This is a genomic window from Roseibium sp. SCP14 (assembly GCF_040329475.1).
GTDB lineage: Bacteria > Pseudomonadota > Alphaproteobacteria > Rhizobiales > Stappiaceae > Roseibium.
In genome coordinates, this window is sequence record NZ_JBDZYH010000004.1 from 66,908 (window position 1) to 88,838 (window position 21,931).

General features: G+C 56.3%; 16 protein-coding genes. 9 read left to right on the forward strand and 7 right to left on the reverse strand.

Annotated features, from left to right (window positions below):
- The first annotated feature begins 142 nt into the window (after nt 1-142).
- The gene (locus ABLQ08_RS17285) at nt 143-2,200 is read left to right on the forward strand and encodes a methyl-accepting chemotaxis protein (protein ID WP_352944541.1); all 2,058 of its coding nucleotides are present in this window, start codon (nt 143-145) and stop codon (nt 2,198-2,200) included.
- Between the two features lie 183 nt (nt 2,201-2,383).
- Nucleotides 2,384-4,819, forward strand: a complete 2,436-nt coding sequence (locus tag ABLQ08_RS17290; protein ID WP_352944543.1) for an ATP-dependent helicase — start codon at nt 2,384-2,386, stop codon at nt 4,817-4,819.
- A gap of 164 nt (nt 4,820-4,983) precedes the next feature.
- Here the strand turns inward: ABLQ08_RS17290 and ABLQ08_RS17295 are convergent, their stop codons facing one another.
- A complete protein-coding gene (locus tag ABLQ08_RS17295; protein WP_352944545.1) occupies nt 4,984-5,472 on the reverse strand; it encodes a hypothetical protein in 489 nt (162 codons plus the stop codon).
- A 189-nt stretch (nt 5,473-5,661) separates the two neighbouring features.
- On the opposite strand from ABLQ08_RS17295, the gene ABLQ08_RS17300 reads away from it, so the two are divergent.
- Entirely contained in the window at nt 5,662-6,390 is a 729-nt protein-coding gene (locus tag ABLQ08_RS17300; protein WP_352944547.1) for a response regulator, read from the forward strand.
- The gene (locus ABLQ08_RS17305; RefSeq protein WP_352944549.1) at nt 6,383-7,708 is read left to right on the forward strand and encodes an ATP-binding protein; all 1,326 of its coding nucleotides are present in this window, start codon (nt 6,383-6,385) and stop codon (nt 7,706-7,708) included. Before ABLQ08_RS17300 ends, ABLQ08_RS17305 begins: the two co-directional genes overlap by 8 nt.
- A 46-nt stretch (nt 7,709-7,754) precedes the next feature.
- Here the strand turns inward: ABLQ08_RS17305 and ABLQ08_RS17310 are convergent, their stop codons facing one another.
- The 3 genes from ABLQ08_RS17310 to ABLQ08_RS17320 all read right to left on the reverse strand — a co-directional run bounded on the left by ABLQ08_RS17310 (nt 7,755) and on the right by ABLQ08_RS17320 (nt 9,434).
- Nucleotides 7,755-8,342 (reverse strand): tetratricopeptide repeat protein, encoded by a 588-nt coding sequence (locus tag ABLQ08_RS17310; protein ID WP_352944551.1) that lies wholly within the window; start codon nt 8,340-8,342, stop codon nt 7,755-7,757.
- Between the two features lie 109 nt (nt 8,343-8,451).
- Nucleotides 8,452-9,084: a cysteine hydrolase gene (locus tag ABLQ08_RS17315; protein ID WP_352944553.1), complete on the reverse strand. Its 633-nt coding sequence runs from the start codon at nt 9,082-9,084 to the stop codon at nt 8,452-8,454.
- A 29-nt stretch (nt 9,085-9,113) separates the two neighbouring features.
- Nucleotides 9,114-9,434: a DMT family transporter gene (locus ABLQ08_RS17320; protein WP_352944555.1), complete on the reverse strand. Its 321-nt coding sequence runs from the start codon at nt 9,432-9,434 to the stop codon at nt 9,114-9,116.
- A 246-nt stretch (nt 9,435-9,680) separates the two neighbouring features.
- Between ABLQ08_RS17320 and ABLQ08_RS17325 the strand changes: the two genes are divergently transcribed.
- Complete coding sequence (locus ABLQ08_RS17325) at nt 9,681-10,571, forward strand: 50S ribosomal protein L11 methyltransferase (RefSeq protein WP_352944556.1); 891 nt, start codon at nt 9,681-9,683, stop codon at nt 10,569-10,571.
- Nucleotides 10,572-10,680: 109 nt separating this feature from the next.
- On the opposite strand, the gene ABLQ08_RS17330 is transcribed toward ABLQ08_RS17325, so the two are convergent.
- Nucleotides 10,681-10,878: a hypothetical protein gene (locus ABLQ08_RS17330; protein WP_352944558.1), complete on the reverse strand. Its 198-nt coding sequence runs from the start codon at nt 10,876-10,878 to the stop codon at nt 10,681-10,683.
- A gap of 246 nt (nt 10,879-11,124) precedes the next feature.
- On the opposite strand from ABLQ08_RS17330, the gene ABLQ08_RS17335 reads away from it, so the two are divergent.
- Together ABLQ08_RS17335 and ABLQ08_RS17340 are read left to right on the forward strand one after the other, a co-directional pair.
- Nucleotides 11,125-12,939: an aminopeptidase P family protein gene (locus ABLQ08_RS17335; protein WP_352944560.1), complete on the forward strand. Its 1,815-nt coding sequence runs from the start codon at nt 11,125-11,127 to the stop codon at nt 12,937-12,939.
- Nucleotides 12,940-13,014: 75 nt separating this feature from the next.
- The gene (locus ABLQ08_RS17340; RefSeq protein WP_352944562.1) at nt 13,015-14,049 is read left to right on the forward strand and encodes a phytanoyl-CoA dioxygenase family protein; all 1,035 of its coding nucleotides are present in this window, start codon (nt 13,015-13,017) and stop codon (nt 14,047-14,049) included.
- Between the two features lie 11 nt (nt 14,050-14,060).
- Here ABLQ08_RS17340 and ABLQ08_RS17345 read toward each other — a convergent pair whose 3' ends face one another.
- Complete coding sequence (locus tag ABLQ08_RS17345) at nt 14,061-15,704, reverse strand: chloride channel protein (RefSeq protein WP_352944564.1); 1,644 nt, start codon at nt 15,702-15,704, stop codon at nt 14,061-14,063.
- A 115-nt stretch (nt 15,705-15,819) separates the two neighbouring features.
- On the reverse strand, nt 15,820-16,326 hold the full coding sequence (locus ABLQ08_RS17350) for a thioesterase family protein (protein ID WP_352944566.1): 507 nt from the start codon (nt 16,324-16,326) through the stop codon (nt 15,820-15,822).
- A gap of 131 nt (nt 16,327-16,457) precedes the next feature.
- Between ABLQ08_RS17350 and ABLQ08_RS17355 the strand changes: the two genes are divergently transcribed.
- Together ABLQ08_RS17355 and ABLQ08_RS17360 are read left to right on the forward strand one after the other, a co-directional pair.
- On the forward strand, nt 16,458-17,882 hold the full coding sequence (locus tag ABLQ08_RS17355) for an FAD-binding oxidoreductase (RefSeq protein WP_352944568.1): 1,425 nt from the start codon (nt 16,458-16,460) through the stop codon (nt 17,880-17,882).
- A gap of 175 nt (nt 17,883-18,057) precedes the next feature.
- A complete protein-coding gene (locus ABLQ08_RS17360; protein WP_352944570.1) occupies nt 18,058-21,900 on the forward strand; it encodes an AsmA-like C-terminal region-containing protein in 3,843 nt (1,280 codons plus the stop codon).
- Nucleotides 21,901-21,931: the final 31 nt, after the last annotated feature.

Sequence of the window (21,931 nt, forward strand, 5' to 3'; positions counted from 1 at the left end):
TTTCACCACCTGAAATTGATTCATTTGGCATTGGTCGGAAATGGTGTCGTATTTTGCCAAGTTTGAAACTGACGTTAAGTAACAAGTAATACGTACGCCCCAGTTTCAGGAGAACGATTGTTATTCTGGAGGGGCAACCGCTATGAAGCGTGTTAAGTTACAAATAGGATTGCTCGCTGCCGTTCCCATGCTCGCGGTGGTCGGGTTTGCTGCGCTCAGCGTTTATGAAAAAGTCGTGGAGCGATCAAACCACGCCTTCATGAAACCGATGACCCGGATTGCGGAAGACTCAGGTAACCTGATTCACGAAATCCAGACAGAGCGTGACAAAACGGTTGCATTCATCAACTCGGATTATTCGGCAGACGCTCGCACTGTGCTTAATGCTCAACGGCCGAAGACAGATGCCAAGCTGAAAGTCTTCGACGAGCATCTCGCTTCTTTGAACCTGAGCGATCAGGAACTTCTTGAGGACCTGCAGCATGTCGCTGAGGAGGTTCACAAGATCGACAAGTTCCGCAAGGCAATTGACGGGCAGAATATGTCCGTCGATGAGGCCATTTCCAACTATTCGAAGGAAATCGAAGAACTCATTCACGTCGTCGGAGTAACGACGGAAGCCAGCCCGTCAAAGGAAATCACTTCCGAACTGCTCCCCTATCTGACCCTGGTTGAAGCAATGGCAACAGGTAGCCTTGAGCGGGCAAACGGTGCTGCTTTGCTGAAGGAGTTCAATGCGACCGGCAAGGTCAATCAAAAGCTCTATGTCAAGACGATTGCCAACTACGGTGCGGAAACCGCTTTCGAAAAAGAATTCGAGTCCATCGCCACCCGTGAGCAGAAGGCGCTTTGGAAAGCAACGCTCAAGGGCCCGGCCGTCAAGCAGGCGCAGGAGATGCGCCTGATCATTCAGAATTTACCTGAAACCGGTGACGCTGCAGGACTGAGCGAGGCAGCCTGGTTTGAAACTGCAACCAATCGCCTCGGCCTCGTCAAAAAGGCTGCGGAGGAGTTCATTCATAGGGCAGAGGCTGCCGCTGATCACGACGTTGCTCGCTTCGATACCCAAATTCTCTGGCTGTTGATCGTTGCCGTCGTCTTTACCGCAATTACTCTAGCAATGGTCGTCTACCAGGTCTTCTCGATCACAAGAACGCTCGGTCGTCAGCGTGACACCATTTCAAGCCTGGCAAAGGGGGAGCTGGAGGTCGAGGTTTCGGATACCGACCGTCCAGATGAAATTGGCGATATCGCACGCGCCTCGGAAGTGTTCCGCGACAAGCTGATCCGCCAGAAGGACCTTGAGGAAGAAGCCGAGCGAGGCCGTGTGTTGCGCCGCCAGCGGGCTGAAAAACTGGAGCGAGCGATTGAGCACTTCCAGATGTCCGTAACTTCCATTCAGGAACAGCTCAACGGCGAAACGGAAGGCATGCGTTACAGCGCCGACGAAATGGTGAAGATCGCCATGCACGCTGATGAAAGTGCACGTGCTGCCAACGCAGCGACCGAAGAAGCGACAACAAACGTTCAAACGGTGGCTTCAGCCGCAGCTGAACTGTCGGCTTCCATCGGGGAGATCTCGCGTCAGGCCGCGACGGCTACGGAGATTTCCTCCACTGCGGCTGAAACAGCTGTGGCCGCGGATCGTGATATCTCGATCCTGGCAGAAACCGCCGACAAGATCGGCGAAGTGGTCGAAATCATCCGGGCAATCGCGGAACAAACCAATCTGTTGGCGCTGAACGCGACCATCGAAGCTGCCAGAGCCGGTGAAGCCGGCAAGGGATTTGCGGTCGTCGCGGCGGAGGTGAAGGAACTTTCGACCCAGACCGCACGGGCGACAGACGAAATTGCCAGCCAGATTTCCGGCGTTCAAAGTTCAACCCAGAAATCCGTGACCGCGATCCGCTCCATCGTCGAGAAGATCGAAGAAGTCCGCTCCGTCAGTGAAACCATCTCAGTTTCGGTAGACGAACAGAATGCCGCCACGAGCGAGATCACGCAGAGCATCACGCTTGCATCCGACGGGGCCTCCTCAGCAGCCTCCAACGTTGCCGGTGTTTCCGGATCGATCGATCAGACACGGCAGCAATCGGAAACAATGAGCACGTCCGCAGAGCAGCTGGGGCAGGTTGCGACCAACCTTTCGGCGTCGGTCAGCCAGTTCCTGAGCGAGGTGCGTGAAGACGAGGCGGCCTGAGGAGCAAAGTTCCGAGTTATTGTTCTTTGGCCGTCCTGGAGGCCGGGGTCCCGCAACCCCGGCCTTTTTCGTGCGGCTTTCAGGGTTCTTGTCCCCACTATTTCCGGGAAATCCGTCTCGCCAAGAACATTTTGTTGCTATATTGTTCTCCGAAAGATCTTTTGACATTCGGACCAGTAAATCATGGCAGACCCGGACGGGTACGACGATCCTTTTGATGATCCCTTTCAGCCGATCGGTACCCGGTCCGATCCTGCCCCTGTCCCGCAGCGGCCGCAGGGAGGGATCGCCGCGCGCGCCATGGCTGCACGCAAGGCACCGGACTATCTCACTGGTCTGAACCCGGAACAGCGGCTTGCAGTCGAGACGACCGAGGGACCGGTGCTGGTGCTTGCAGGTGCCGGGACCGGCAAAACCCGGGTTCTGACCACCCGTATCGCCCACATTCTTGCGACAGGGCTTGCACGTCCGTCTGAGATCCTCGCGGTGACTTTCACCAACAAGGCTGCTCGCGAGATGAAAGATCGCATTGCCGGTTTCGTCGGCGGCAATGTGGAAGGCATGGCGTGGCTCGGAACCTTTCACTCGATCTGCGTCAAGATCCTTCGAAAGCACGCCGAGTTGGTCGGATTGAAATCAAGCTTTTCGATCCTGGACACGGATGATCAGATCAGATTGATCAAGCAGATCATTCAGGCTGAAGGCCTTGATGACAAGCGTTGGACCGCGAAGGCGTTTGCCGGCATTCTGGACGGCTGGAAAAACCGTGCGCTGACGCCGGACATGGTTCCCGAGGGTGAAGTAAGAGCTTTTGCCAATGGCCGGGGACGGAAGCTCTATGAAGAATATCAGGAGCGGCTTTCGATCCTCAATGCGGCCGACTTCGGAGATCTGCTATTACATGTCATCACGCTGTTCAAGACGCGTCCGGATGTCCTGAAGGAGTATCAGCAGCGTTTCCGCTACATGCTGGTGGACGAGTATCAGGACACCAACATTGCGCAGTATCTCTGGTTGCGTCTGCTTGCACAGGGCAATCCGAATGTCTGCTGTGTCGGTGACGACGACCAGTCTATCTACGGTTGGCGCGGTGCGGAAGTCGACAACATCCTGCGCTTCGAACATGACTTCAAAGGAGCTGTCGTCATTCGGCTGGAGCGCAATTACCGCTCCACCAGCCACATTCTGGCAGCGGCCTCACATCTGATCTCGTTCAATGAAGGACGACTGGGCAAGACGCTTTTCACCGATTTTGAAGAGCCCGATCACGATCTTGTCTCTGTAGCCTCCGTCTGGGATTCAGAAGAAGAGGCCCGCACTATCGGCGACGAAATCGAAGCCCTTCAGAACAAAGGGCACAGTCTCAATGAAATGGCGGTTCTGGTCCGTGCTTCCTTTCAGATGCGAGAGTTCGAAGACCGCTTCGTCACCCTCGGTCTCAACTACCGTGTCATTGGCGGTCCGCGCTTCTACGAGCGAATGGAGATCCGTGATGCGATGGCCTACTTCCGCTGTGTCGTTCAGCCTTCTGATGATCTGGCGTTTGAACGGATCGTCAACACACCCAAGCGCGGACTCGGGGACGCCACTTTGAAGCTGGTGCACGGGCTTGCTCGTGCCGAGCGCATTCCGTTGATGCAGGCGGCGAGCCAGCTGATCGACACCGAGGAACTGAAACCGAAACCGCGCAATGCCCTGAAGACCGTGCTTGACAATTTCGAACGCTGGCGGCGGCAGCTTGATCAGCTCAAACATACCGAGCTTGCGGAAATCATTCTGGATGAGAGCGGTTACACCGAGATGTGGCGGCAGGACCGCTCGGCGGAAGCACCGGGACGCCTCGACAACCTCAAGGAACTTGTTCGCTCCATGGACGAGTTCGAGTCTCTGTCGGGCTTCCTGGAACACATCGCCCTGGTGATGGATCGGGACAATGCGGACGCCACTGACGCGGTGTCCATCATGACGTTGCACTCGGCCAAGGGGCTCGAGTTCGACACCGTCTTCCTTCCCGGATGGGAGGAGGGACTGTTTCCGCATCAACGGTCACTTGACGAGAGCGGCCGGGCGGGTTTGGAAGAAGAGCGCCGGCTTGCCTATGTCGGCATCACACGCGCCCGAAAGCGTGCCAAGATCTATTTCGCTTCCAACCGCCGGATCCATGGATTGTGGCAATCGACCGTGCCGTCCAGGTTTCTGGACGAGCTGCCGCCCGATCATGTTGAAATTGGTGAACCTTCCTCCAACTACGGCGGCTATGCCGGAGGAGGGTATGCACCATCGCGTTTCGACAGTGCCGATCCGTTCGAGGGAGGAAGCTACTCGACGCCGGGATGGAAGCGGGCGCAACGTGCCCGTCAGTCCTCCGACGGCTTCTCAGACAGCGGTCGCGGTTATCAGTCCGCACGCATGAAACGCCAGGGGCCTTTGACCATTGAGGGCGAGCTGGTGGCAAAATCGGTCAGCGAAACGCCTTCCGATTACTCCGTCGGCGAACGTGTGTTTCACATCAAGTTCGGCTACGGCGCCATCAAGTCAATTGAAGGCAACAAACTGACGATCGATTTTGAAAAGGCCGGCGTCAAGAAGGTCATCGACAGCTTTGTCGAACGCCATTGACGGTTTGTTGGCACTGATGTTTAGGGGGGAACCGGCCACAGGGGATGAGGCCGGCCGGTTTCCGGTGAACGCTTTAGCTAGGAATGCCGCGGGCAGCTCCTACAGGCTCTTGGGAAACCTGGCCTGACCGGGTGGTGGGCGGTCAGGCTTTCCTGCGCAGCCCGTCAGACCTTGAAATCCGCGAGCAGAGACGAGACGTTTGCTGACGACCGGTCACCGCTGTCATCATAGCCTGAGCTGCCTTGCAGCTGTTCCAGAACAGCGTTCATCAGTTCTTCCATCACGGCGCCGGACTGGCCGGTGGAAGATTGTTCAAAAGGCCCTGCATGTTCTGGTTTGCCCAAGTCACCTTCTTCGAACATCTCTGAAAGATGATCGGCCTGCTCCTGGCTGATTGTGCCGGCGTCAACCTGATCGGACAGCAGGGTTTCGAACCTCGCCTGAACCTCATCACTTGAAGGCGGCCCGGAACTGAAATCAGGTCTTTCCGTTGCCTCGCGCTGTGTTTGAATCGCGTCGAGGGCTTCGATCACCGCTTCCTGGTCATCGGCGGTGATTTCACCTGCCTCGACCTGTGAGCTCAAATTGCTCACCACCTGATCTCGCGGCGATGCTCCTGGCGGCATCATGGGCGTCGAGCCAATGGACGTCATTGAATTTGCTCCCGAATTGACCTTTACGCCGGTACTTCAAGGACCGTTGGATGGTAATGGTTAACAGGTTCTTAACCGGTTGATGAGGTTGATTTCGGGGTGTTTCCGCGCTCCTTGCCAGAAACATTCGGATACACAAAAGCTGAAAAACCGGATGAAAAATTTGAGTTTTCAGGCATAAGTTTCCGCATGCAAAGACAGCATCATATCCTGATTGTCGAAGACGATCCCGAGATCGGTCTGCTGATCAAACGGCATCTGATCGCCAACGAGTTCAAGGTCACCCTCGCACGCGATGCGTTCGAGATGGACCGTCAGCTCGCCAGAGACCGTATCGATCTGATCGTGCTGGATATCATGTTGCCGGGGGAGGACGGTATCAGTATCTGCCGCCGCCTTCGTGCTTCAGGCAATGTTCCGATCATCATCGTTTCGGCCAAGGGAGAAGATATCGACCGGGTAATTGGACTGGAGGTCGGTGCCGACGATTATGTGCCCAAGCCATTCAATTCGCGTGAGCTTGTTGCACGAGTGCGAGCCTTGTTCCGAAGAGTGGAGCTGGACGGAGCGGCATCTCCGGTGGAGAGCGTCCGTTTGCAGTTTGAAGGCTGGCTCATGGATTGCCGCACCCGTCAGCTTTTCAATTCGAATGAGGTTTTGATTTCGCTGACGCCTGCCGAATTTGACCTGCTCAAGGTCATGGTCGAACGGGAAGGACACGTTCTCAGCAGGGATCAGCTTATCGACCTGACCCTTGGACAATTCGGTGCCTCCAACGGGCGGAACATCGATATTCTTGTCAGCCGGTTGCGATCCAAGCTTGAAGCGGGAGGGGCGACCTACAGGTTTATCCGAACTGTTCGGTCAGGAGGCTATGAGTTCGTTGCGCCCGTGGAGCGTGATGGCCAGAATGATTAAGCGATTTTGGCCGGAGACAATGCGCAACCAGATCCTCGTTCTGATGATCTGCGCGAGCCTGTTCATGATCCTTGTCGGGGTTGTCACGCTCTACTTCGTCAAGCAGGCGTTCGAAGGTAATCCGACGATCATGAACAGCCATTTCGTAAGCGTCGCGGTTACGAAGCTGAACGAAACACCTGCGGAAGATCGTGGCGCCGTTCTCATCGAGCTTTCAAAAGAGCTGCCGCAGCTCAAAATAGAACTTGTCGACGAAGAGGTATTGACGACGGCAAAATCGACCACTGAAGGCAAGCGATCGGGTCCCTTTGCGTTGGGCGAAACGGTGTTCGGAATGCGTATTGAGCATGTGATCGGTCCGTTGGAACGAGGTTTCGAACCGCCTCTTGTCTACATGCGTCTGAGCGACGATAGCATCGTCGCCGCTGAGTGGGGGCTTCGTCCGCCACCGGCTTCCATAATCGGCCTGCCATTCTATCTGTTCTTCGGTTTTCTTGCCCTGACGTTTCTGGGGCTGATGATCTGGGCGGCAAAGGGACTTGTGCGTCCTTTGTCTGAACTGGCAGCTTCGGCCAAGACATTTGGGGAAAGCTCGGTAAATCCGATTCCGATCAGGGAACAGGGACCGAGGGAAGTGCGTGTCGCGGCCCAGGCGTTTAACCGCATGCAGCATCGGATCAACGACTTTCTCGAAAAACGCACACGGATGCTGGCTGCCATCAGCCATGATCTTCGTACACCGCTGACCCGGTTGCGGCTGCGGCTCGACCTTCTGGAAGACGGTGATATCCGCAACAGGAGCCTGGAAGATCTGAATGTCATGGAAGAACAGATCGATGCGGCACTCACGTTTTTGCGGGACGGTTCAGGTTCCGGACCGGTGCAGCGAATAGATGTTGCAAGCCTGCTGCAATCCCTGTCCGATCAGTATTCCGATCTCGGGTTTTCCGTCAAACTACGCTGCTTGGGGAGCGCCACGATCGAAGCGTGCAGCAGCGAGATCACGCGCGCGCTATCGAACCTGGTCGACAATGCGGTCCAGTATGCCTCTGGTGTCGAAATCGACTTTGCTGGCGAACATCATGCCGCAAGAATTGAAATCATAGATCACGGACCTGGAATTCCAGCTTCTGAGCGTGCGCGTCTGCTTGAGCCGTTTGAGCGCGGAGATGCAGCTCGGCAGATCCGGAAAGGTACCGGGTTCGGGTTAGGCCTTGCAACGAGCAAGGCGATTGTTGAGGCTGCTTCCGGAACACTGGAACTACAGGACACACCTGGCGGTGGACTGACCGTACGTCTCGTATTTCCAGTCGCATAGCGGGGAACGTATCAAATTCGTTACGGGTAAATGAGGAACGCTTCCGTCAGAGGTCCATGCCCTTTGGCTCGATCAGCAAATTGCGCTCTTTTAGGTAGGGGTGAATCTTGATCGCCTTTCGAAGGACCTTCTGACCCAGCTGCACCCGCCCCATCGTCATGAAGATGATTGCCTTTCCCGACAGAGCTCCGAAGTGACGCGGTTCCAGAGCAAGGGCGCGCTCGATATCCTCCAGGCTGGCTTCATAGTTGCCTTGTAGAAAATAGACGAAGGCACGCTGGTTCCAACCTTCGGAGTAGTCAGGCGCTTGTTCCACGATGTCATCGAGCAGTTCTCTGGCGCCCTGCAGGTCATACATATTGCGCCGTTGCATGGCGGTATCCAGCTTGGATCTGATTTCTTCCGACGGGGCGGCGTCCAGCCAGGACATCCATATGTCATTTTCGATGAGTTGAGCTTCGGCCTCGTTGGGAGCGTTTTTCAAGGCCTCGAAAAGGGCATCCCGATCCTTTGGAGGGGAGGCGGCATGCGCCGGAGAGAAGACGTTGCCAATGGCTGCGAAGACGCAGACGATCATCGCTGCGAGAAAACCCGCAAGAGCTGTTGTCCTGTTGAACTGCCGAACTTCCGTCATGGAACACCTTGCTCAAGTTAGCGGGTGTCATCCCGGAATATGTGGAGCGCGCAGGAAAAAAAGCCAGCTTTCTCCCGCGTGCGAGATCAGATCAAGGTGAACAAGCAGGTCATGTCTCGTTCTTGAAAGACGACATTGCAGCCTTGGTATCCTCCAAAGAACATCTTGCGCCCGTCTGCAGATACTCCATCGCATTCAGGGCAGCGTCATGTGCCTCAATGGAAGAACCGGCGACACAATCCTCGATAACGCGGCAGAAATAGTCATGTTGATGACCGTCCACGAATGTGTAGTGAACACAAACGTCGGTCAGGCCTCCGCAAAGCAGCAGTGTGTCTGTTTTCAATCCCTTGAGCAGGATTTCGAAATCAGTGCCGAAAAACGCGGAATACCGTCTCTTGCGGATGTGCAAGTCGTCGGGACGAAAATCCATTTCCCTGATTGCGAGCTCTGTTCCCGGTTGACCCTCCAGACAATGCACGTCCTCCTGTCCGTCCAGTTCACGGCCGAAGTCGCTAAGATCCGGCCGGTGAACTTCCTGAACGAATATAACCGGAATGTTGCAACTGCGTGCCGCGTCGATTGCCTGGCGGGAATTCAGCATTCGTTGTCTGTAGCCGGGCATATTGTCGATTGACCGGTGCTCGCTGTCATCGATGAACGTACTCGCTTGAATATCGATAACAACGAGTGCCGGGTTGCCTTCGATCAGATTTCTTTTGGTGCGGTTTGTGTTGACCATTTGTTTCCTCGGATACCGGTTTGATCGTGTTATGCAGCCGCTGACAGTTTCATCAGAACGAGACCCGCAACAATCAGCAAGATCGCCAGCAACCGTTCCAGAGTAAGTGCCTCGTTCAAGAACACGACCCCTGCCGTGAATGCGCCGACCGCACCCAGTCCGGTCCACATGGCATAGGCGGTTCCCAGCGGCAGGCTACGCATTGCAAGGGCAAGGAACCAAAAGCTAGCGATCATCGTCGAGACGGTGATGAGGGAAGGGGTCAGGCGCGAAAAACCATCAGAAGCCTTCAGCGAGAAGGCCCAGACGACTTCGAACACGCTGGCGATGAGTAGAAAAATCCAGGACATTTCCGTTTCCTTGGCCCGGGTCGTCCCGGGGAAGGCTGCGCTGCGATCCCTCTGGATCGGCGCCGGAAGTCGTCCACCTGAGGCCACAGATAAGGTCAGGACTATCCGCGGTCAAGGTCCGGGGCGATGCAGGGGGCGGTCAAAACACGTTTTGGATACACTCAGCATGGGGAAAAGCACTGGCTCTTCTCAGTATGTGAAGCTATACCGCTCGCCTTGAGACAACTATCAAAGGCACACAGGGTCATGAAAACCATTCGGGTGCGGATTACTGCCGAAGAACTGGAAGCCAAGCGAATTTCTGATGTTCTGGAACGCGCGTTTGAGGACGACGGCAACCCTGTGACCGTCTACGAAGCGTCACCGGACGGGCTTATCTGGTCTGCAGAGATCCTGTTGTTCGATATGGAACCGGAAGAAGCTGCCGCAACTGTTCGCGATAGGGTGGGAGCAGACGCATTTTCTGCTCCGCTCGAAGCGGAGGAACTTCCGGATATCAACTGGGTAGAGAAGAGCCTTGAAGGTCTGAAACCGGTTCAGGCGGGGCGCTTCATGGTTCACGGCGGGCACGACCGTGATAAGGTTCCCCCTGGTGCCATCGGGCTTGAAATCGAAGCGGCTCTTGCATTCGGAACCGGACATCACGGCACCACTGCAGGATGCCTGGAGGAAATCGACCGGCTCTTGTCGGTACGCGAATACGATAGCATTCTGGACCTTGGAACAGGAACCGGCGTTCTGGCAATTGCGGCGGCTCTCAAGGCCCGCCAGGCGGTACTGGCGACGGATATTGATCCGGTTGCCACAAAAACCGCATTGGAAAACGCAAGTCTGAATGGTGCGCGCCATTTGGTGCGGGGCTTTACGGCCAACGGGATGGAGGATCGGCGGTTCGGGCTTTACGGCCCGTTTGATCTGGTGATCGCCAATATCTTGGCCAGACCTTTGATGAAAATGGCGAAATCCATTGGCGAGCACATGACACAGACGGCCACGCTGGTTCTGTCCGGACTGCGTGTCGAGGACGGTCCCAGGATCTTGTTCGCCTATCGCTGCCAGGGCTTCGTGCTCGATCGGCGGCGGGAAAAGGATGGCTGGTTGACCCTAACGCTTGTCAGGGGGCGCAAAAACGCCTGAGAAGCGTACCCGATATCGAACTGAAAAAAGAAAAGAGCCTGTCAGATCAACTGACAAGCTCTTTTTCCGTGCACAGTACTTTATTATGTATTCTTAGTGCCTGAGCCCCTTAAAACGCGCTCGTGCTTGCGCCTTCACGCTCTAGCTGCTCGCGGTTGTAACCGTGTGCTGCCAGCGTCGCATCATCCAGAGAAAGCAGGTAACCGTTGACGTAACGGCGAGCCTGAACGGAGCGTGCTTCGATCATGCGATCGAGTGCGCGGCGCATGAAACCGGAGCGAGTAGAAGTGCTTGTTGCGATAGTCATCGTAGTCATTCCCGTTTGAAGATTAAGACTTCCCTAGGGAGAAACGTCTTGTTCTTTTGTTGCTCCTTATATGCCGCTAAACCGGCTGTTTCGGTAGGTCTGCAAACGCATGACAGCTTTGCGCTCTTCGCATATGCGAAATGAATGCTGCGATGCGAATTGCGGTGAATATGTTTCTGCGATGGGGTGAAGTCCGGAATAATTATCCGGGTTGATCCGCAGAGGCGGTCAAACTACCGTTCGGCCATGTTTCAGTCATTCGATGATCTAAGTGATCCTTCCTGCGGAGCGCCGCATGCAGCGCTTCTCAGGGCCGAATTGTCCCGCCGTGGTCTCGACGGCTTTCTTGTCCCGCGTGCGGACGCGCACCAGGGAGAGTACGTCCCGCCACATGATTGCAGGCTGCAATGGTTGACCGGCTTTACCGGGTCTGCGGGTGTTGCTGCGGTTCTCGATGATGCGGCAGCGATATTTGTCGACGGCCGCTACACCATTCAGGTGCGCGAGCAGGTCGACATGGAGGTCTTTCCGGCGCAGCATCTGATCAACGAACCGGTGAGCGAATGGTTGGCGGCGCGATTGAAACCGGGACAGAAGCTCGGCATCGACGCCATGCTGCACACGGTACGGGAAGTCCGTCGGCTAAAGGAAATCTGTGAAGAGGCAGGCGCAGAACTGGTGTGTCTTGACGACAATCCCGTCGACAGTGTCTGGTCAGACCGGCCTGAGCCGCCAATCGGGCAGGTTTCTGTTTATCCTGTCGAGCTTGCGGGAAAGGCGGCGCAGGACAAGATTGAAGAAATCCAGGCGGCGATCTCCGACAAGAAAGCCGACGCCTGCGTATTGACCCAACCAGATTCCATCGCCTGGCTGTTCAATATTCGCGGCTCGGATGTCAACCACACGCCGTTACCTCTTTCCTTCGCGACGGTTCCTGCAGAAGGCAAGCCTTCGCTCTATATCGATGGCCGCAAGCTTTCCAATTCTGTTCGAGACGTGCTTGTGGATCTGACGGACCTCGCAGAACCGGGAGACTTCAAGGCTGGTCTTCAGGCTTTTGGTGAAGCGGGCGCAAAAGTCATGATCGACCCGGCGCTGGCTGGGATTGGGATTGCGGACGCCATTACGGATGCCGGCGGTTCGCTGGTGGAAGCACAGGATCCTGTGCTGTTGCCGAAAGCCGTGAAGAACGAAACGGAACTCAAAGGCGCGCGCGTTGCGCATATCCGTGATGCCGCAGCCTATGTACGTTTCCTGTGCTGGTTTGACGAAGAGGCGCCCAAAGGTGAGCTGGATGAAATCAGCGTTGCGCAGAAGCTTGAAGAGTTTCGTCTCGAGACCGGCAAGCTGAAAGACATCTCGTTTGATACGATCTCCGGAGCCGGACCGAACGGCGCCATCTGCCACTACCGTGTCAGCCGGGCCAGCAATCTCAAGATCTCCATGGGCAAGCCATTCCTGATTGATTCAGGTGCCCAGTATGAGGATGGGACAACGGACATCACCAGGACGCTTGCCGTCGGCGAGGTCAGTGCTGAAATGAAGAAGCATTTCACGCTCGTTCTGAAAGGCCATATCGCGATTTCTACGGCTAAGTTTCCTCAAGGGACCTCAGGTGCACAACTGGATACGCTCGCGCGTATTGATCTCTGGAAGGCAGGCCTCGATTTCGATCACGGCACGGGACATGGGGTTGGCGCCTATCTGGGTGTGCATGAAGGACCCCAGAGACTGGCCAAGACGGGAACCACACCGTTGAAACCGGGTATGATCCTCTCCAACGAACCCGGATATTATCCTGCAGGCGAGTATGGCATCAGGCTGGAAAATCTCGAAATCGTTACCGAGGCCAGGGAGATTCCAGGTGGAGACAGACCGGTCCTGGGATTTGAGACCATTACTCTGGTGCCGATGGACCTCAGGCTTGTCGATGTGTCCTTGCTGACTACCGCTGAGCGGGATTGGCTCAACAGCTACCATGAAAAGGTGCGTGAAGAGATCGGCCCGCTCGTCGGTGCAAAAGAGCGAATCTGGCTGGAACACGCAACCAAAGCCATCTAGATTATGCAGGGCCGGTCTTGACCGGCCCTGTTGTTTTCGAAACATTTTTATTGAACTTTTTCATGAGGCTTGGAGATGCGCACAGCGGATATCCTGAAGATGCCCCTGTTTGCTGCCGAACTTGCGACTGGCGCGAAGTCTTTCTGTGACAATCCGATAATCGGCAGTCGTCAGTTGAACGAGGCGGGGCTGCATGTGAAGCGCATCAAGCTGGCGGAAAAAATGGCAGACTCCCGACGCCGCAGACTGAAGCATCTGGTTTGCGAAACCGACCGGACCGCTTACGAACGAGACGGCTTCATCGCCAAACGGAATGTGCTTTCGGACGAAGATCTTGCCGGGCTGCGGCAGGAGATCGAAACGACCCGGTTTGACGCTTGGGACATGCGTCAGGGAAACGCCGTGACGCGGTTCATTCCATTACCACCGAAGGTCCTGAAGAACCTCCCGCACCTGCGTTCCCTCGTGTGGGGCAAACCCTTTCAGAACGGGCTTAGATATGTCGCTTCCACGAATGGAGATCCGCTGGTCTATCTGCACATTGTGATGACCAACCCTGAAGGAAAGCGGAAGGCGGATCCGCAGACTGCGTTCCATTCCGACACGTTTCATCAGACTGCCAAATCCTGGTTCTTTCTTTATGATATCGACGATGCAGAAGGTCCCTTTACCTACATTCCGGGATCACATCGACTGACAGAGGAAAGACTGGCTTGGGAATACGAACAGAGCCTGACTGCCTCGCATGACAAGAACCGGCTTCATGCCCGCGGATCGTTCCGTCTGCCGGCAAACCAGCTCGGCAGACTGAAGTATCCTGAACCCGTCCGATTTGCCGTCCCGGGGAACACGCTGATAGTCGCAGACACACACGGGTTTCATGCGCGTGCAGTCAGTGACAAATCCTCCGTGAGAGTGGGGATCTACGGTTCGTTGCGACGAAATCCCTTCTTGCCATGGGCCGGTTTGGACCCATTCAACCTGCCTGGGCTCAAAGGACAGCAGGCGCGTTTGTTCGTCGCCTTGAAAGACCGGGAGTACCGCCGAAAGGGGAAGGCATCACACAGGTATGCCGGAAAGATAGTGGTGACCGAGCCTTCGAAATTCTGACCGCCCCGTAGCTAGTGGTGCTCTTCCTTTGTCGCCTTGATCAGGGCGGCATTGAAATAGCGCAGGCCCCTGACATGGCGGGCAAGACCGATGATCTTGGTCGCGTCGCCCTTCTGGACAACGGGAAGCGTTGCCTTGCCGCAGGAGTCAAAACTTTTCAAGGCGCTTTCCAGAGTGTCGGTGTCGTGCAGATAAGGTCCGTCCTCTCCCGGGTTGAAGACCCGTTCTTCTTCGTTTTCCGGAGGTGGATCCATGAAATCACTGACCTTGACGGTTTCACTGAGAAACTGGTGAACTCCTTCGTTCACGAAACAGCCACGCATTCCCAGTTGCCAGTGAAAGTAGGATTTGCCGTGTACGGCCTGTGTCAGGCCGGTCGCGATCGAGACGGACAACAATAGTGCAATGGAAAGGGCATAGCCGCCGGTCAGCTCAAACACGATCACGGTGGTGGAAAATGGTGCCCCCAGGACAGCGGCGGCAACTGCGCCCATGCCAAGGATCGCGTAGAGGCCATGGCTGGAAGCCATTTCCGGAAAGACGGAAGCGGCAATGAGGCCAAAGGCACCGCCGGTCATTGCGCCAAGATAAAGGGTGGGGGAGAAAATACCGCCGCCGAAACGCGACGCCAGCGTTATCGCCGTTGCCGCCGTCTTGACCACCAGCAGCGTCAGCATGGTGCTGATCGGCAGGGCATGCTTCAGCGCCAGGTCGGTGGCTTCATATCCAACACCCAGAATTCCCGGAAAGAAAATGCCCAGAGCCCCGACCGCCAGACCGCCAATGACCGGTCGGAACCAGAGTGGCATGGTGATGTTGCGTGCCGTCCAGTCCGTTCCGATCAGAGCGAACTGAAAAATTATGGCGACGGCCGCACATGTCAGGCCGAGAAGTGCGAAGGCAGGAATCTCAAGATAGGATGTGATTTCGTATTGCGGGATCTCAAAGGCTGCCACATTGCCGAACCAGAGCCGCGACAGGAGCGTGCCCATAACAGAGGCCAGAACAATCGGCACGAAGGCGGATACTGCATAATGTCCCAGAACCACTTCGTGCGCGAACAGAACACCGGCAATGGGCGCGTTGAAGGATGCTGACACACCACTGGCGACCGCGCAGGCCAGCAACATGCGGCGGGCGGCATCAGGCAAGTGGAAATATCGGCAGACGGCAGCCCCGAGCGTTGCTCCCAAATGGACGACCGGCCCTTCACGACCGGCGCTTGCGCCGCCTCCAAGCGATATCGCGGTCACGAGAGCCGACCAGAGGCCAGCTTTCAGGGGCAGACCGCGTCCGCCGTAGGCGCGCGCCTCTATGACATCGGCAACACCGCCCGCGCGCTGATACGGGTGAAAGCGATGCAGAATCCAGCCGACGATCAATCCGGCGACTGCCGGAGCCAGCAAGATGACCCACCACGGTTGCTGTGCTGCCGCCTGCATGGTGAGTTCGGTTGTCGTGCGAAGCCAGGGCCATTGAAAAAGACCAATCGCCGTGCGGAATGCAATTGCGGCCAGGGCGACCAGCGCGCCGACAAAAATAGCGACAAACCAGACAAGGTGCAGCCGGTTTGCGCGAAACTGGCGCACGTTCGGGGTAATCCAGCTGATGAGGATTTCTGGAAGTTGACCGGCGGTTTCTATTATTTTGCGCATCAAGCGGGCCGATTGTGAGCAGGCATTGTCTTTGAAGGTTATTTTGCCCGAGTCGCAGAGAAAGAACAGGCCTGCAAACACACTCCAATGCTTAAATCACTCCAATTTGTCCTAACTAGGCTCCGGAAGTGTTCTTTTTGCGGATTGCAATGTGCCTGCCTGCCCGCTCAGGGCGGGGCAGGTTTGCTTGCGCTGCAAACAGAGCCTCGATGTTGGTCAGGATGTCCTGTGGCCAAGGCACCACCTTGCGGGCGTTCATGTCCACGTGAAGGCTCATCTGTTCCGAGGTTGCCGACAGCCAGCCTTCTTCGGCGTGACGCAGTTCCTGGTAAAAGTGAGCGCGCTTTGTGTCAAAGTCGACCAGCTGCAGCGTAACGATAACGGGCATGCCGGCGCTCAGTTCCCTGAGATAGCAGACGTGCACTTCACCGGTGAAGAAGGAAGCATCGCGGGCTTTCACGTAGTCGGGTCCGAGGCCGAGCCGCTCAAAAACCTGATCGACGGCCGTGTCGAAGAGAACATTGTAGTAGGCCATGTTCAGATGGCCATTGTAGTCGATCCAGTCTTCCTTGTCTGTCATGACGTCACTTTCTACCGGTTTTTCCGCCCAGATTTCCGTCATCGTCCATCCTTTGAGTGTTTTCCCGCAAAGTGTTGCCGCCAAAGCCGGATTTGGCTTTGACCTTTTGGGACCGGGCTAACATATTCAGTTTTGACAGCGTGGCCAGAGCCGCGCGCGCGGAGGAAAGATACATGCCGGACCTGGCTGCCCAAACGGAAGCGAAACGAAACACCGGCGAGAGCGGAAACCTCTCAGAACTTGTCGCGAGGCTGAGCGAGCGTTTCGGTGAGCGTTGCTCTACGTCGCAGGCGCTTAGAGAGCAGCACGGACACACGACCACATGGCTTGAGAATCAACCTCCGGATGTCGTTGTTTTTGCAGAGACTTCAGAAGAAGTGGCAGACGTTGTGCGCATGTGCGCCGATCGTAAAGTTCCGGTTATTCCCTTTGGAACAGGCTCTTCCCTTGAAGGGCATGTGAATGCCCCTCACGGAGGAGTTTCGATCGACCTGAGCCGAATGAACCGGATTTTGGAGGTCAACTCGGAGGATCTGGACTGCCGTGTTGAAGCCGGTGTGACACGAAAACAGCTCAACAGCTTTCTGCGGGACACCGGCCTTTTCTTTCCGATCGACCCGGGGGCGGATGCCAGCATAGGTGGCATGGTGGCCACGCGGGCATCGGGAACCAATGCGGTACGCTACGGCACGATGAAGGATGCTGTGCTGGGGCTGACCGTCGTGACGGCTGACGGGCGCATCGTTACAACGGGTGGCCGTGCCCGGAAGTCGTCCGCCGGATACGATCTGACCAGGTTGTTTGTTGGATCCGAGGGGACGCTGGGGGTCATTACCGAAATAACATTGCGTCTTCACGGACAACCTGAAGCAATCTCTGGTGGGGTTTGTCCTTTTCCCGATGTGCACTCCGCCTGCAATGCCGTCATTTCGACCATTCAGATGGGAATTCCCGTCGCTCGCATCGAACTGCTGGACAGTTTGCAGGTAAAGGCCTGCAACACTTATTCGAAACTGCAGCTTGCCGAGACTCCGACCCTGTTTCTTGAGTTTCACGGTTCAGATGCCGGAGTGCGCGAGCAGTCGGAAATGTTCTCGGCAATTGCCGACGAATTTGGCGGCGGTCCGTTCGAATGGGCAACGATTGCCGAAGAACGTACAAAACTCTGGACCGCTCGCCATGATGCCTATTGGGCCGGCAAGACCCTGAAGCCTGAGGCGGACATCATGGTGACGGATGTTTGTGTGCCGATTTCCCGCCTTGCCGAGTGCGTCAGCGAAACCGAACAGGATATCCGCTCCAACGGATTGCTTGCACCGATCGTTGGCCATGTCGGTGACGGTAATTTTCATGTTCAGATCCTGGTCGATCTCGATGATCCTGAGGAAAAGCAGAAAACCGAAGCTTTTGTTGAGCGATTGGCGATCAGAGCAATCGAGCTGGGCGGGACATGCACCGGAGAGCATGGTGTCGGTCAGGGCAAGCAAAAATACCTTCGCCGGGAACACGGTGAAGGGCTTGATCTGATGCAGTCAATCAAGACGGCTCTTGATCCTGACAATGTGATGAATCCAGGCAAGATCCTGCCGCAGTCATGATATTGTATCGAATCAGTTCAATAAGCCTGTTCCTGACGACCGCTGCCTGTTTCAGCAACAACCATTTGCGAAAGATGCCGGAGCTGTGTTTGCAGTGCAGCAAGGATGGGCTAAACCTACCTGGTAGGATTTCCGGTGAACAAGGAGAAAAGGCCTGAACTCCGTCTACATCACTTTGGGAATTTCCGTCATTCTGGTGCTGGTGGCAGCGCTGGTCGGGCCGTTTTTTATCGACTGGACGGTTTATCGCTCCACGTTTGAAACCTATGCGGAACGGGCGCTCGGGCACAAGGTAACCGTGCTTGGTGAAGCGGATCTTCGCCTGTTGCCTGCTCCATCTATCAGTTTCTCCGATGTCCGGGTGGGCGAGGCGGAAGATCCGCTCCTGGTCGTGTCGCAGTTCAAGATCAGGATTGAGCTGCCGCCCCTTCTCAAGGGGGAGATCCGGGTCATCGATATGGAACTCGACCGCCCGCATCTCGCCCTGTCGCTGGATGAAGAGGGCAGGCTTGACTGGTTGACCGCCAGAACATCCGATGGAGCGATTGCAAAGCTGGCGCCCGAAGATGTCGCTTTCGAAAATGTCAGAATCCGTGACGGCGCCCTGTCAATCGTGGATGCCCGTTCAGGTGAAACGCATCGGATCGACAACAGCAATCTATCCGTCAGCGCCCGCACGCTGGAAGGACCTTTCAAGGCGACCGGCAGCCTGACGATCGAGGATGCTCCCTACAATGTCAGTCTGGCAACGGGCCGGGCGCAGAAGGACCTTGGTCTGCGGATCAAAGGAGAGCTGACCCCGACCGACTGGCCGGTCAATTTCGGTTTTGACGGAATGTTGAACCAGTCCGATGCAGCGCCCGCATTTGAAGGCAGTTTCAATATTGCATCGGTGGCCCTTGATGAGGGCGATGAAAACAACTGGGCCGCACAGGGTAAATTTGCCGCGGATATTGCTGAAGTGGCCGTTCCCGAGTTCGAATTCCGCTATGGCCCTGAAGACAAGCGCCTCAGTCTGACCGGTAGCGCGGATCTGGTTTATGCGGGAAACAAACGCTTCGAGGTTCGCGCCCAGTCCAAACAGGTCGACCTGGACCGGTTGCTTGGCGGAGGGCCTCAGGCCCCTGTCGAACTCAACACCGCAAGCAATCAACTGATCACCGCACTGCGCGCCGTGCCGCTACCGCCTGTCGAAGGCGCGATTTCGCTGGATGTCCCGGCTGTCGTCGCCGGTGGCGGTATCGTTCAAAATGTCCGGCTTGATCTGGAAACCATGCTTGGTGGATGGCGTGTCGCGCGCCTTGCCGGAAGATTGCCAGGCCGTACGCTTGTCGCAACACAGGGCGATCTGGGACTTGAGCCCGCTTTGACCTATCGTGGAGCGATCTCCGTCAGCTCCGACCAGCCGGGATCCTTCCTGAGCTGGTGGCAAAAGAAGGATACAGGCGTCAAGACAATCGATCCGGTTTCCCTTGAGGGACGCCTGACCCTGGTGCCTGAAGGCGCGGCACTCGACAACATGCGGCTGACCTTGTCCGGTTCACAAGCGAAAGGCGCACTGGCCTACAGAAAACCGCGTTCCGGCAACGCGGAATTTTCTCTCAATCTTGACGCGGAACAGCTTGACCTGGATCAGATCGAAGGCCTTGCCGCGCTTGTTCAGCCAGAAGATGGCGCAGGCAACCAGGTCGCCGGTCCATCAGATCTGGATGTATCTGTCCGCGTTCGGGCCAAAAAGGTTGTGGCACGGGGTGTCGACGGAAAAGGCCTTGCGCTGGAAGCAGAATATTCCAATGGCGGTGTGCGGATCGATCGTCTGTTTGCAGAGGATCTTGCAGGAGCACGGCTTGATGTAAGTGGTCAGGTGAAGAGCCTGTTTTCAGCTCCCGAAGGTGGGCTGTCGGGAACGCTTGACGCCCGCGATCTGTCAGGTCTTGTCGCTTTGGCCGGAGGGCTTTTCCCGGAAAGCGAAATCACCAGCCGCCTGGAAAAGGCGGCTTCGAGCCTGGTCCCTGCAAAGTTCGATGCCGAGCTGAAGGCAGCTGCCGTCGGCGACGATACGGACATGACCCTTCGCCTTGAAGGGATTGCGGGAGGATTGCAGACAAAGCTTGGTGCATCGCTTCAAGGACGGGTTGATGCATGGCATCAGGCCGGCATCGATCTTTCCGCCGACTTGAAAGGACCCGATGGTGGCAAGCTTCTGCAGCAACTTGGGTTCAGTATCATTCCGGTCGAGACGGTTGGTGCCGGGCAGCTGACCGTTACCGCGAAGGGCATCCCGGAAATCGGCCTTTCCATCGAGATGAATGGTGCGGTCGGTGAGTCAGAACTTCTGGCTCTGGGTTCGATAACCTTGAAAAAGGACGATGAGCCGGAATACCGGATGTCCGTGAACGCAAACACGCAGGATCTTGCGCCGATTGCTTTGATGGCAGGCAAGGTCTTGCCTGTCATGACCGGAACCATCCCGGCGGATCTGACGCTCAATCTGGAAGGCGTTGGCACTGCTGTTGCTGTTACCAGTGCTTCAGGCAGGATTGGCGGGACCGAATTTGACGGTCGACTGGAAGGAGATTTGCAGCCTGCACCTGGTGAACGTAACAGGCGTTTTTCGGGTGAGATTACCCTCAATCAATCCAATCTCAGGGGGCTGTCGGAGCTGGTACTTGGACCTGATCAGTGGTTTTCAGCTGGCGATGGCTCGAGCATCTGGCCAACTGCAACCTTCGGCGCACCGCTACTGGATGACGTTGATCTGACATTACAGTTCAATGCTGATCGTTTGCTCCTGGACGAGACAACGGCGATCCTGAACCCGAGAGCCGAGCTGCGACTGACACCGACACTGCTCAGACTTGATGGACTGAACGGCGCGTTTGCTGGTGGCCAGTTCAGTGGCAGCATGTCCCTTCGACGATCTGATGCCGAAGCGGCGATATCCGGGCGCTTCAAGCTGGATGATGCCGATCTCAGACAAGTCGCGTGGCGGCCTGATACGAGAGCCGTGGCTGCAGGATCACTCGATCTGTTTCTGGAGTTTGAAGGCGCAGGGCGGTCAATTTCGGCAATCGTCACCGGACTTAGCGGAGGCGGGACCTTTTCCATGGAAAAGGGGGACTTCCGCGGACTGAACCCGCAGGCATTTCCACTTGTAATTCGAGCGGTGGATGCGGGCCTTGACCTGCGTGACGAAAAAATCCGCGAGGTTTTCGTGAGCCATATGGCAGCCGGAAACTTGCCGTTTGAGCGGGTAGACGGCACGTTGACACTCGTCGGCGGTCGGTTGAGTGCCCGCAACGTTGTGGTTGATTCTGAAAGGGCCGAGATATTCGGGTCGGCGGAAGTGAACCTTGGCACTTATGATCTTGACGCGGACTTCTCCTTGAAAGTTGATCCTGGAGAAGATGCTGTGACCGGTGCGGAGCCCCAGGTAGGGCTTCTGTTCGAAGGCCAAGTGGAGGCACCTGACCGCCGAGTCGACATCACGCCATTTACCGCTTACCTGACGCTTCGCGCCTTCGAGCAGGAAGTTGAGCGAGTTGAAAAACTGCAGGCTGAGATTCTGGAAAGAGACCGTCTCGCACGCGAGCTCAAAAGGCAGAAAGAAGCAAAAGGGCGCAGAGAACGGGCCGCACAGGCGGCAGCTCTTGCTGCCGAGGAAGAACGGCTCCGTCTTGAGCTGAACCAAACTGAGAACCCGCAACCGGATGCCACTCCGCAAAGCATCATTGAACCGCCACAGGGCACCGGTACGCCGCCTCAGCAGCAAAGTAATGCCGGACAACCTTCTGACACCGGACAACCTTCTGACACCGGACAGCCGTTTGCGGAACGCATCCGCGCTGTCTTGGGAGCAGAGGCGGAAGAGACTGAACCGACCTCAGCGGAAACGACACCGGTCGCTAAACCCTCAGACGGTTTGCCGCCACTTGATCCGCCGGTCTCCATTGAAGATCTGATCACCAGGGAAGTTGGTGGTGGACCTTTGGTTCTTCCCGGAGCAGCGCGGCCGTAGAGCTTATGCTTTCCTACCTTGAAGTCAGACT

What these genes read in the sequence shown, in the direction of transcription:
- ABLQ08_RS17300 (WP_352944547.1), top strand. Translation starts at nt 5,662, where the DNA reads ATGCAAAGACAGCATCATATCCTGATTGTCGAAGACGATCCCGAGATC.
- ABLQ08_RS17345 (WP_352944564.1), bottom strand. Translation starts at nt 15,704, where the DNA reads ATGCGCAAAATAATAGAAACCGCCGGTCAACTTCCAGAAATCCTCATC.
- ABLQ08_RS17330 (WP_352944558.1), bottom strand. Translation starts at nt 10,878, where the DNA reads ATGACTATCGCAACAAGCACTTCTACTCGCTCCGGTTTCATGCGCCGC.
- ABLQ08_RS17285 (WP_352944541.1), top strand. Translation starts at nt 143, where the DNA reads ATGAAGCGTGTTAAGTTACAAATAGGATTGCTCGCTGCCGTTCCCATG.
- ABLQ08_RS17350 (WP_352944566.1), bottom strand. Translation starts at nt 16,326, where the DNA reads ATGACGGAAATCTGGGCGGAAAAACCGGTAGAAAGTGACGTCATGACA.
- ABLQ08_RS17355 (WP_352944568.1), top strand. Translation starts at nt 16,458, where the DNA reads ATGCCGGACCTGGCTGCCCAAACGGAAGCGAAACGAAACACCGGCGAG.
- ABLQ08_RS17310 (WP_352944551.1), bottom strand. Translation starts at nt 8,342, where the DNA reads ATGACGGAAGTTCGGCAGTTCAACAGGACAACAGCTCTTGCGGGTTTT.
- ABLQ08_RS17325 (WP_352944556.1), top strand. Translation starts at nt 9,681, where the DNA reads ATGAAAACCATTCGGGTGCGGATTACTGCCGAAGAACTGGAAGCCAAG.
- ABLQ08_RS17315 (WP_352944553.1), bottom strand. Translation starts at nt 9,084, where the DNA reads ATGGTCAACACAAACCGCACCAAAAGAAATCTGATCGAAGGCAACCCG.
- ABLQ08_RS17295 (WP_352944545.1), bottom strand. Translation starts at nt 5,472, where the DNA reads ATGACGTCCATTGGCTCGACGCCCATGATGCCGCCAGGAGCATCGCCG.
- ABLQ08_RS17320 (WP_352944555.1), bottom strand. Translation starts at nt 9,434, where the DNA reads ATGTCCTGGATTTTTCTACTCATCGCCAGCGTGTTCGAAGTCGTCTGG.
- ABLQ08_RS17335 (WP_352944560.1), top strand. Translation starts at nt 11,125, where the DNA reads ATGTTTCAGTCATTCGATGATCTAAGTGATCCTTCCTGCGGAGCGCCG.
- ABLQ08_RS17290 (WP_352944543.1), top strand. Translation starts at nt 2,384, where the DNA reads ATGGCAGACCCGGACGGGTACGACGATCCTTTTGATGATCCCTTTCAG.
- ABLQ08_RS17340 (WP_352944562.1), top strand. Translation starts at nt 13,015, where the DNA reads ATGCGCACAGCGGATATCCTGAAGATGCCCCTGTTTGCTGCCGAACTT.
- ABLQ08_RS17305 (WP_352944549.1), top strand. Translation starts at nt 6,383, where the DNA reads ATGATTAAGCGATTTTGGCCGGAGACAATGCGCAACCAGATCCTCGTT.